At 52.1% G+C, this 10,477-nt stretch carries 10 protein-coding genes; 3 read left to right on the forward strand and 7 right to left on the reverse strand.

Annotation, left to right across the window (positions count from 1 at the left end; all coding sequences use genetic code 11):
• Positions 1 to 38 precede the first annotated feature (38 nt).
• Positions 39 to 953, forward strand: a complete 915-nt coding sequence (locus ACQKE4_RS14435; RefSeq protein ID WP_290836600.1) for a LysR family transcriptional regulator — start codon at positions 39 to 41, stop codon at positions 951 to 953.
• Here ACQKE4_RS14435 and ACQKE4_RS14440 read toward each other — a convergent pair.
• Both ACQKE4_RS14440 and ACQKE4_RS14445 read right to left on the reverse strand, forming a co-directional pair.
• Positions 950 to 2,692, reverse strand: coding sequence for a thiamine pyrophosphate-binding protein (locus tag ACQKE4_RS14440; protein WP_427389072.1), 1,743 nt, complete (start codon positions 2,690 to 2,692; stop codon positions 950 to 952). The genes ACQKE4_RS14435 and ACQKE4_RS14440 overlap by 4 nt on opposite strands.
• A gap of 9 nt (positions 2,693 to 2,701) precedes the next feature.
• Entirely contained in the window at positions 2,702 to 4,159 is a 1,458-nt protein-coding gene (locus tag ACQKE4_RS14445; protein WP_427389073.1) for an aldehyde dehydrogenase family protein, read from the reverse strand.
• A gap of 341 nt (positions 4,160 to 4,500) precedes the next feature.
• On the opposite strand from ACQKE4_RS14445, the gene ACQKE4_RS14450 reads away from it, so the two are divergent.
• Both ACQKE4_RS14450 and ACQKE4_RS14455 read left to right on the forward strand, forming a co-directional pair.
• Positions 4,501 to 4,734: a hypothetical protein gene (locus tag ACQKE4_RS14450; RefSeq protein WP_290833848.1), complete on the forward strand. Its 234-nt coding sequence runs from the start codon at positions 4,501 to 4,503 to the stop codon at positions 4,732 to 4,734.
• A gap of 221 nt (positions 4,735 to 4,955) precedes the next feature.
• Positions 4,956 to 5,213 (forward strand): MarR family winged helix-turn-helix transcriptional regulator, encoded by a 258-nt coding sequence (locus tag ACQKE4_RS14455; RefSeq protein ID WP_290833882.1) that lies wholly within the window; start codon positions 4,956 to 4,958, stop codon positions 5,211 to 5,213.
• A 377-nt stretch (positions 5,214 to 5,590) separates the two neighbouring features.
• Here ACQKE4_RS14455 and ACQKE4_RS14460 read toward each other — a convergent pair whose 3' ends face one another.
• From ACQKE4_RS14460 to ACQKE4_RS14480, 5 genes are all read right to left on the reverse strand, one after another.
• A complete protein-coding gene (locus ACQKE4_RS14460) occupies positions 5,591 to 7,042 on the reverse strand; it encodes an aldehyde dehydrogenase (RefSeq protein ID WP_290833850.1) in 1,452 nt (483 codons plus the stop codon).
• A gap of 28 nt (positions 7,043 to 7,070) precedes the next feature.
• A complete protein-coding gene (locus ACQKE4_RS14465; protein WP_290833852.1) occupies positions 7,071 to 8,360 on the reverse strand; it encodes a TRAP transporter large permease in 1,290 nt (429 codons plus the stop codon).
• Entirely contained in the window at positions 8,350 to 8,895 is a 546-nt protein-coding gene (locus ACQKE4_RS14470; protein WP_290833854.1) for a TRAP transporter small permease, read from the reverse strand. Before ACQKE4_RS14470 ends, ACQKE4_RS14465 begins: the two co-directional genes overlap by 11 nt.
• 6 nt (positions 8,896 to 8,901) lie before the next feature.
• Positions 8,902 to 9,933: a TRAP transporter substrate-binding protein gene (locus ACQKE4_RS14475; RefSeq protein WP_427389074.1), complete on the reverse strand. Its 1,032-nt coding sequence runs from the start codon at positions 9,931 to 9,933 to the stop codon at positions 8,902 to 8,904.
• A gap of 337 nt (positions 9,934 to 10,270) precedes the next feature.
• Positions 10,271 to 10,477, reverse strand: a 207-nt coding sequence (locus tag ACQKE4_RS14480; protein ID WP_427389075.1) for a hypothetical protein, incomplete at its 5' end; no start/stop codon positions are given.

Below are 10,477 nucleotides of genomic sequence, written 5' to 3' on the forward strand. Positions count from 1 at the left end.
TTATATGCTTCTTTATACTCTTAAAGGTATAGATTACTATGCGATCCTTTGTCTCCCAGCTCTCCATTCATAAGCTCGAGGTCTTTTGCATGGTCGCCGAGCTGAAGAGCATTTCTCGTGCTGCAGAGCGCCTTAACATTGCTCAGCCTGTCGTCTCAGCACATCTTAAATCGCTTGCGGACAAATTAGGGGTATCACTAACTGAACGAAGTGGACGTCGAATAGCATTAACCGAAGAAGGGGAACGTGTTTATCAATGGGCTCACGATGTTGTCATTCGCACTCATGAGCTTGAACGTGAAATAGCTGATACTCAGCGTGGACTGGCAGGGAAGGCTAAGGTGGGTGCTTCGATGACTCTGGGCTCTTACGTTCTGCCTAGTATTATCGCATCGATAAGGCAGCGTTATCCCCAAGGGGAAATATCAGTACAAGTAACTACCCCAATATTAGCGACGGATGCGGTGCTGCAAGGTGAATGCGACTTTGCTTTTACTATTCTAGACCCACGTCATGAAATCGCAGGTTTGGAAGTGCAGCGTGTGCGGGATGAGCAGTTAATCCTCGTTGCTTCTAATAATTCGGGGCCCAAGACAAAAAGCGTATCGCTTGAGGAGCTTGCTGAACTGCCTTTCGTCACTGCTCAGTTACGCACTCCTCGTCGCGAGATCGAGGAGCACTTGTTAATGGAATTTGGCGTGTCGCGCAACCAAATTGTAATGGAATTTGGACATGCCGAAGCAATTAAACAGGCAGTACGCGCCGGTGCAGGGGTTGCCTTCTTGTTCCAATCTTCGGTCAACGACGAACTTGCCTCGGGACTACTAAGAAGGCTCGATACATCAGGTATGGAATTACGTGTTCCGGTTTATCTGGTGCGTAGGAAACACAAGAAATTGGCCAAATTCCAGTCCATGATGCTGGATGAAATAACCCAAGCGCTAAGCAATTAGCCTGGCGATCTCATCGCATTTTCCATCGAAGGTGCGTACCCCTTAGCGGCCTCAATCTCAACTACCGCTACACCGCCACTATCAAACACATCCAGAGCATCAATCATAGCTTTTTTCACTTCATCAGGTGAGCTTAACAGACCATAACTTACCGCCCCGAAGCCTTGAGCTATGGAACTGACATCAATATCTGGCCCGTTCATAACGATGCCAACATGCTTGTTTTCGACTGGGCGATTCCGCTCTCTAGCAACCGACTCCTGGTGTACTTCATCGTTGTAGAATGAATGGTTATTCACGACGACAATCAGCAAGGGGATGCTCTGGTTTACCGCAGTCCAAATAGCTGAAGCATTCATCAGAAAGTCTCCATCGCCCAGTACTGCCAGCGCGAGGAGCTTAGACTTCTCGTCACGTAGCGCTAAGGCTGCACCCACCGCCATACCGGGGCCAGATCCTATGCCGCCGCCTCCATCATAGCCCAGCGAGCCATAAGGATTGTCCACGGGCCAATCCGCACCTGTCCAACTGAGCGGGGCGCGGATTAGGCATGCAGAGCGCTTACCAAGAGCGCTGCGCACTATTGCCGCTATAACTTGCGGAGTCATCGGTCCGTTCGCGATTTCTGCTGGTATGGGAAGCACAGGAACTGGATCTGGATCTCTTGCCTCTAGTGCTTCTACTAGTGCGGCTACTACTTGGTCAGGCTCATTAAGGAAGGCTACATCGGCCGGAGCGGGCGCCCCTCCATCCTTCACCCAGCCGCGATGGTTATGAACATCCAGCGTCGCTGAGATGATTTTCGCTGGAACCGGACGATCTCCAAAAACTGAACGCAGTGTGCCTCCGAAGTCCAGCCAGTCGAAATTGACTATAACGTCAGCTTCGGCGATGGCGGTTTTAGCTTGAGTGTCTGGAAAGTAACCTGCGCGTCCTACATTCGCGACATGAGTGCTGGGAAATGTCGCGCCGGTCTTAAAGTCAGTTACTACCTGCGCTCCCAGGCGCTCTATTAACGCAATTCGCAGCTTCCAGTCAGTTGCAGAGCGCGACATGCGGCCCATAAGAACGACAACTTTATCTGCACCTGACAACAGCTTAGCTGCTGCCTTTACTAAGTCGGGCGCGGGCGCGCCAGCCCTTGGGGCTCCTCGGCGGGCTATATCTATGTCAGGTAGCGGAGCATATAGAGTCTTCTCTTGAAGTGCTGAATCGATATTTATATATACTGGTCCGCGTGGCGCGGTTCCCGCACGAGAAACCCCTTCGACTAACGCGTGAAGAGTGGCAGTGACACCGCCAGGTTGATCGTCCCACTTTACAAAGTCTCGAATCAGTGAGCCTTGGTCTTGGGAGGTATGGATCCAGTCTATCCAGGAGCGTCTATGTGTGGCATCAACCGGTCCTGTAGCTCCAAGAACCAACATTGGCACCCGGTCGCACCATGCGTTATAAATACCCATAGAACCATGCATCAAACCTACATTAGAATGTAGTGCAACGCCCATGGCGCGCCCAGTTACTTTGGCATAGCCATGTGCAATGGCCACTGCCGCCTCTTCATGTACGCATAGCAACAGTTGAGGGTCATTGTGGGTGAAGTTCACTAAACTATCGTGAAGTCCTCGATAACTCGCTCCGGGGTTGAGAGCGATATAACGAAGGTCCAGTTCATTTAATGTTGTGGCGATCGCATCCGAGCCCCAGCAGGGTGTATTGTTTTGGGTCTTATGGCTCATGATTTCCTCTCAAGACAGCATGATGTTAATAGTTTTTGATTCGGTGTAGCTAAGCAGCTCTTCACGACCTTCCTCGCGGCCCACGCCGCTTGACTTCATCCCGCCAAAAGGTACGCCCAGGAAGTGCATGCTCGAGCCGTTGATCCATATATGCCCCGACCGGATCTGCTTTGCCATCTTTAGTGCTGCGTTAATGTCATGCGTCCAAACGGCAGCGGTTAAGCCATATTCTGTGCTATTTGCCATAGCTACTGCTTCATCAAAGTCTTTCCAGCGGCCAATCGCCATAACAGGCCCAAAGACTTCTTGTTGCCATAAGCGCATGTCGGGTGTCACATCACCGTAGACTGTTGGCGCTACCCAGAACCCCTTAAGGAACTGTTCTCCTTCGGGACGCGCGCCCCCTAGCATTCGACGCGCGCCATCAGCATCGGCATTGTCGCAATGAGCCAGGATACGCTGCATGTGCAGTTCAGAATTGACCGGCCCTACATCGGTTGCGTCACTCAAGGGATCACCAATTCGCAACGCGGCGACACGCTCTACCACCGCGTTAAGCACGTGATCGTAGATATCTTCATGCACTAGCAAACGACTGAGCGAGCCACAGGATTGGCCTTGCCATGAAAAGTTCATCCCAAATACGGCGGCGTCAGCGATCTTTTCAGGTTCGCAATCGGGGAACACAATCATCGGATTCTTGCCGCCCAGTTCCAGCGTTATGTGCTTGACCCCGACTTCGGCCGCCGACTTTTGGATAGCCCGTCCGGTCTCGGGCGAACCGATGAAAGCGATCCGCTTGATCCCTGGATGTCGAACGATTGCGTTACCAACAACGGCACCTTCACCGGTTATGATATTAAACACACCCGGAGGTAAGGTATCGCGAGCGATCTCGGCGAGTACCATCGACGATAGTGGAGATGTCTCAGGGGGCTTTACGATCACGGCATTACCTGCCGCCAGCGCCGCGGCGGTACGTGCGACGGCAAACATGATAGGGTGGTTAAAAGGTGCAATTCGCGCCACTACCCCATAGGGTTCATGCAGCGTCAGGTGTAGATTCTGAGATGTCGCCGGAATTGTGTCGCCCCGCAGATCGGGGCCAAGTCCGGCGTAGTAGCGCAGACTCTCCACGGCTGTTGGCACGTCGATCAGTCGCATTGGCCGAATCGTGTTTCCAGTATCGCTGACTTCGATTCGCAGTATTTCATCCGCACGGGCAGCAATAGCGTCAGCGAATCGATTCATAGCTGCGGCCCGTTCCATCGGTGTTAACGCCGCCCAGGCAGGCCAAGCTTTTTCTGCAGCTTGTACCGCTCGATCAACATCTTCTGACGAACCTGCTGGTACACGACCAATGGGCTCTTCCGTTGCGGGATTTATAGATGTAGACCATTCGCCAGTGACGCTTTCAACCAGTTCACCTCCGATTAGCATTCGCTCTGCTTCGCAAACACGTTCCATTTTGTTCTCCTTATTCTGATCTCAAGAAGTAAACAGTAATGAAGGCATCGGCAGCCATCGGTCAAATATATATACGATGCGATATCTATAGCTAATTAGGTATATGTGGATTCTTTATATCCATGTGAACTCTAAAAAAATTCTTCAGCATCGTGAGGGTACAAAGATATTCATAAGGGGTCAGAAAGCTTCGGACTGATATCCCGTCAACCGTCTCATTATTTTGTACTTAGAATGAAGGCCAATTATCAAAAAGTATAATTGCAATACTACAAAGCAATCACAACACTAATGATCACAATGCTGATCAATATTAATAATATTTCTGATGAGGAATCGCCATGCAGTTTCATCTCAACGGCTTTCAGACAGGCGACCCAAAGCGCTATATCTCTGACAAGGCAATTGCCAATTCAGACCAATTACCCCAAGAGGTGGATGTACTTATCGTCGGCTGCAGCCCAGCAGGTTTAACACTTGCTGCCCGGCTGTCACGCTTTCCTGAAATCCGTACATGTATCGTTGAGCAGAAAGACGGGCCCATCAATGGCATGGCTTTTTTCATTCATCACTGAGTAAAAGCGATAATATAACCGGAACTCCGCTCTCCGATGCAAACGTACTACCAGGTAACCTGCTCCGGCGCTGCCACCAGATCAGTGTTGCAATATTTCTGCGCAAGTGCGAGGCAAGCAACCTGACTCAATTGCAGTACATTATACTTTGTGCGCTCGAGGAAATGGGTTCGGTCGACCAGATCACTCTGGGCGGTTACACCGCCTAAGATCGCAATACTATAGTTGTGGTGGTTAGAAAGCTGGAAGAGCGAAGCCTTGTGAATCGACGCCGAAAACCAGAGGATCGGCGATCAATGTTTGTCAGTCTCACCGAGCAGGGCGAGCAACTTCGCATCGACTCTGAATCGGCAGTTGCCGAGGTGCAGAAGGAGATTCTTGCCCCATTGAACGAGAACGAACAAGAAGTGCTTTGCTCATTGCTGAAGCGTATTGCTGACAGCAACAACCACTTGAGTCGTGTACCTATACGTCTTTGAGGCTTACTCAGGTTACCAGCCAATCAAGATCAGTAGTTTGCTTAAAAGCCCATGGCCGTAGAACTGAGCTGAGTGCAACAACTTAATATTTCTGTAAAGTGTTTGATTTATGACCTATTCATAATTCGATAACGGAGAACGCCCCATCATACAGGTCAGCCTTTAGCAGGAGATCAGCCTCCGACAAATAGCTAATTTGATGCCTGTTCTCCGTCCACTATCAACCTCGAAGCACGTCTCAATCAAATTCAATTTGGTAACTATTGTGCTCATCGTTTCTACGGCCAATATGTATAATATGCAAAAGGAGCAGCACAAATGCGTAGACCCTTTTGGCGTCTTTTTAAAAAATATCCAAAATAAGGGCAACTAGGCGTTTAGATAGGGTAGTGGCGCGGCCCTAGCTGCATCGTCATCCAACGCAGCTCGGTAAACTCCTCAATACCCGCTTTGCCACCAAAGCGCCCGTAGCCGCTAGATTTGACGCCGCCGAAAGGCATTTGAGGCTCATCGTGGACTGTCGGGGCATTGATATGACAAATGCCCGTCTGCAAGCGCCCTGCCACTTTCATGGCGCGTGCGCTATCGCGGCTAAACACCGCCGATGAGAGTCCGTACTCGCTATCGTTGGCGATGCGCACTGCCTCCTCTTCGCCGTTAACGCGAATCACCGCCACGATAGGACCAAACGACTCTTCGCTATACAGCCGCATATCACTGGTGACACCATCGATGACCGTGGCCTGCATCACCACCCCTTGCGCTTTTCCGCCAGAGGCTAAGTGCGCGCCTTGCGTCACGGCATCATCAATCAGGCTATTTAGTTTCTCACCTGACTGCGCGTTAATTAACGTGCCCAGGGTGTTGCTCTCATCACGCGGGTCGCCTGCTTTTAACACCCGAGCGCGCTCAGCAAACTTCTCCACGAAAGCATCTGCCACCTGGTTATCAACAATGACACGTTCGGTGGACATGCAGATCTGGCCTTGGTTAAAGAACGCGCCAAAAATCGCTGCGTCCACGGCGGCATCGATATCCGCATCATCCAATACCACAAACGGTGCCTTGCCACCCAACTCAAGCAACGCGGGCTTCAACTGTTTGGCCGCTTGCTCGGCAATGATTTTGCCTACACCAGTGGAGCCAGTGAAGTTAATCCGGCGTACCGCAGGGTGGGCAATCAACGCGCTTACGACATCAGCGGCGTTATCCGGTGCATTGGTAATCACATTGACGATACCGTCGCCAAATCCCGCTTCCTGCAACACTTCACCAATCAAGTGATGCGTCGCCGGGCACTGCTCGGAAGCTTTCAAAATAACGGTGTTGCCGCAGGCCAAGGGCGTAGCGATGGCTCGAGTACCTAAAATAATCGGCGCGTTCCAGGGTGCGATGCCAACCACAACACCACAGGGAACACGCACGCCCATCGCCATACTGTCAGGTACGTTCGAGGGGATGATATCGCCCTGGATTTGCGTCGTTAACGCTGCAGCTTCACGCAATACATCGGCGGCCACCTTGACGTTAAACCCCGCCCAACCCGGCGTGGCCCCAGTCTCATCAATCATACGATCAATAAAATCGCCCTGACGCGCTTCCATCAGCTCAGCCGCTTTTAGCAATTTGGCGCGCCGTTCGCCTGGGCCTGTTTGCGACCATTTATCAAACGCCCGGCCTGCCGCGTCGGCAGCCGCATTTGCATCACCTACGCTTGCTGCTGCCGCCGTGGTGACAACCTCGCCACTCAACGGACTCGCTCGGGTAAAAGAGGCTTCGTGCTCAGCGGCTTTTGCTTCACCCGCGGACAATAGCTGAATAGTGACCATGGCATTAACTCCTTGTAATAAAACCAGCCTAGAGCAGAAACAGCGTGCTCAAAATCGGGAAAGCGATTAGCAGTGCCAGGCGTATTAAGTCAGACACCACAAAGGGCGCGACGCCTTTAAAAATCTCACCTAGCCCGACATGCGGCGCCATCGCTTTAATCACAAACACGTTCATCCCCACTGGAGGGGTCATCAGCCCCAGCTCTACCGTCAAAACAGTCAGAATACCGAACCATACAGGGTCAATGCCCATCGCCTGAATGATCGGGTAAACCACCGGCACGGTGATTACTAGCATGGCGATGGAGTCCATAAACATGCCCAGCACAAAGTAGAGCGCCAGGATGCACAGCACCACAACGAGCGGTGTGAGATCCATGCCGTAGAGCATGTCAGTAATCGAAAACGAAATACGCGATACCGAGATGAAGTAACCCAGCGTTTCAGCCCCTACCAGCATAAAGAACACCACCGCAGAGAGCGCCAGCGTTTCCTGTACGCTGCGCCACAGCTGGGCACTGCGCATGCCTTTTACGAGGGCATAAATCAAAGTAGCAAATGCCCCGACGCTGGCCCCTTCGGTGGGGGTAAAAGCACCAAAATAGATACCTAAAATCATCACCAGGAAAACGCCAAAGAACGGTATTAAGCCAGTGAGCGACACCAGCTTCTCTTTCCAGGGCGTTGGCTTTCCTGCCACCGCTAAAGAGGGGCGCAACCGCATGACAACGGAGATCGTCAACGCGTACATCACCAAGCCCATCAGGCCCGGAATCAACCCCGCCATAAACATATCGCCCACCGACTGCTCGGTAAGAATGGCATAGATCAAGAGCGCAATACTGGGTGGAATCATAATGCCCAGCGTGCCGCCTGCGGCAAGTGCCCCGGTGGCCAAACCACGGTGATAGCCATAGCGCTCCATCTCCGGCAGCGCTACCCGGGTCATGGTGCTCGCCGTCGCTAATGAAGAGCCAGAAATAGCGGAAAAGATGCCACAAGAGCCGATGGCCGCAATCGCCAAGCCACCCTTCCAGCCACCGCAAATGGTGCGCGTTGAATCAAACAGCTTACCGGCCATACCGGAGTGAGCAGCCAAAACGCCCATCAAAATGAACATAGGTACGGCGCTGAAACTGTAGTTGGAAAGCACCTCTACGGGTACCGTTTTAAGCTGTGCAATCGCCGCATCCCAACTGACGACTTGGGCAAACCCCACCACGCCTACAATGAGCATGGTTAACGCTACCGGGACGCGCAGAATCATCAGTATTAGCAAACACCCAAGACCAATAGCGCCGATCGCTTCACTCCCCATGAGCAGCCTCCTCGCCCTTGCCATAAAGAATGCCTAGCAAGGCATGGATAAAGCTGCGTAACCCCAGTAGTAAACTGAGCACGGCTGCCAGCTGATAAATGGGCCCCATGGGCAGTCGCAGATCCTGGGTGGTAGTGCCATGCCGGGCAGCCGCCGCTGCTGAGTCCCATAAACCTACAAATAAAATTAATCCCAGCGCCATAAAGCCAAGAAAATAGAGACCTTGTAAGCGGTTTTTAATGGTTTGGGGCAAGCGATGTGAAAAGGCTTCTACCACCACTTGGCTCTTCTCAACGTTCGCGGACATTGCCGCTAGTAAAGCAAACAGCATTAAATAGCTAACTAACTCCACGCTCCCTGACACGCGTAACGAAATAGCGCCTTCCGTCACGCGGGCAAGGTAGCGAGTACTTACATCGGCGATAGTGACTGCCAGTAAGCCAATCAGCGCTATTCCGGCAATCAAACGACAAATAAGGGCCAGCCAATGGCTGGCCCTGTTGAGAATATGCTGAAAGTGGAGAGTCGACTGCATAACACCTTATCCCTGTTGGGTACCACAAGACTCGCTCGCTGCTAGTGCAGCTTCATACACCTCACGGGCTTGGCTCAAACCGCGCTCTTCTAACTGCGTTAAGTAGTTTTCAATACCGGTTTGCAGCGGCTCCTGCCAGTCTGGGTGCTCAAGCGGGTTTTCGATTTCACGGATGGTGTGGCCCGCATCAACCGCTTCCTGCTTGCCTTCCACATCTAGACGGTCAAACACTTCACCGGCCTTTTCAGCCCACTTCATGCCTGAATTATTGTCGATGACCGCCTGCTGCTCGGGAGATAAGCCTTCATAAGCGCGTTGATTCATGGTGGCGACAAAGATCAGCGTATAGAACGGTACTTCGGTGTGATAACTGACTAACTCATTAACGCGAAAACCTTTTAAGCCTTCCCAGGGGAAGCTTAGGCCATCAATAACGCCGCGCTGCATGGAGGTATAGATATCTGGTGCTGGCATACCCACTGGGCTTGCACCCATGTTTTCGAGCATTTCACCCGCGACAGCAGTGGGGCGGCGAATACGTAGCCCTTGCAGGTCAGCAGGCGTTTGCACATCAGTATCGATGGTGTGAATGCCGCCAGGGCCCGTGGTAAACATAAATAGCGGGCGGGTATCTTCGTATTCGCTATCCAAATGACCGTCGTCGTAAAGCGTTTGCAGTACACACGCCCCTTGCGTTGCCGTACTCGCTACCCCAGGCAGCTCAACAATCTGTGACAGCGGGAAGCGGCCAGCGGTGTAGCCCTGTGCCGTGGCACCAATATCGGCAATACCGTTGGCGGCGGCTTCATAAATGGAATCCGGTTTGGCTAAGGTACCGGCGGGAAACATTTGGATCGATAGCTCGCCGCCGGACTCTTCGGCCACGGTATCAGCCCAGGCCTGCAGAACATCTTCATTAACGCCGGAGGGGCCAGGCCAAAAGTGCGCCATACGCAGGGTGGTTTCCGCTTGAACCGAACTGATGCCAAAACCCGCAATAGCGGTCGCCAACAGGCACCGGGATAGGGTTATTTTCATGGGGTACTCCAGGACTTTTGTTAGATTATTATAAGTTCGCATAACGAATACTAGTTCGTTCTAAAAGGCCAGATTAGTCCACTCTAACGCCTAGAGCTAATCGACATTGGTCTATGGTGAAACGCCTTCTGATCACGTTTACCTCAAACCCACGCCGATGTCCCCAGTGTTACGACTCCGCAGTGCATTCAGTAAGGCACATTGGCAGCATAAAATTGGACTTTTCCAACATCCACCCCCGACCATGGTCTTAACTCAATATCGAGTAGGGTGAGGCGTTACCGCCTCATCCCTCTCACAGAACCGTACATACGGGCCACGTATACGGCTCATGCCATTAACTTACCCCGAACTCGGGGACAGTGATGCCTGTTTTGATCTTAGTTAAGTCCATCAACTTCAGATCGTCATGCAAGTAGGCATTGGGTATCGCCAGGTGGGCCAGCGGGGACGCCGCGTTACGCCAGCTTTGCATCTTGATGTACTTAAACGGCGGGCGGTAGCCCAACTGTTTCAGCCTTCGATGCAGCCGACTCGGCTTCTT

It is taken from the genome of Halomonas sp. NPDC076908 (genome assembly GCF_050269715.1).
Lineage (GTDB): Bacteria > Pseudomonadota > Gammaproteobacteria > Pseudomonadales > Halomonadaceae > Vreelandella.

Excerpts from the sequence above, each read along its gene's own strand:
- ACQKE4_RS14435 (WP_290836600.1), top strand. The coding sequence starts at position 39 with ATGCGATCCTTTGTCTCCCAGCTCTCCATTCATAAGCTCGAGGTCTTT.
- ACQKE4_RS14440 (WP_427389072.1), bottom strand. The coding sequence starts at position 2,692 with ATGAGCCATAAGACCCAAAACAATACACCCTGCTGGGGCTCGGATGCG.
- ACQKE4_RS14445 (WP_427389073.1), bottom strand. The coding sequence starts at position 4,159 with ATGGAACGTGTTTGCGAAGCAGAGCGAATGCTAATCGGAGGTGAACTG.
- ACQKE4_RS14450 (WP_290833848.1), top strand. The coding sequence starts at position 4,501 with ATGCAGTTTCATCTCAACGGCTTTCAGACAGGCGACCCAAAGCGCTAT.
- ACQKE4_RS14460 (WP_290833850.1), bottom strand. The coding sequence starts at position 7,042 with ATGGTCACTATTCAGCTATTGTCCGCGGGTGAAGCAAAAGCCGCTGAG.
- ACQKE4_RS14465 (WP_290833852.1), bottom strand. The coding sequence starts at position 8,360 with ATGGGGAGTGAAGCGATCGGCGCTATTGGTCTTGGGTGTTTGCTAATA.
- ACQKE4_RS14470 (WP_290833854.1), bottom strand. The coding sequence starts at position 8,895 with ATGCAGTCGACTCTCCACTTTCAGCATATTCTCAACAGGGCCAGCCAT.
- ACQKE4_RS14475 (WP_427389074.1), bottom strand. The coding sequence starts at position 9,933 with ATGAAAATAACCCTATCCCGGTGCCTGTTGGCGACCGCTATTGCGGGT.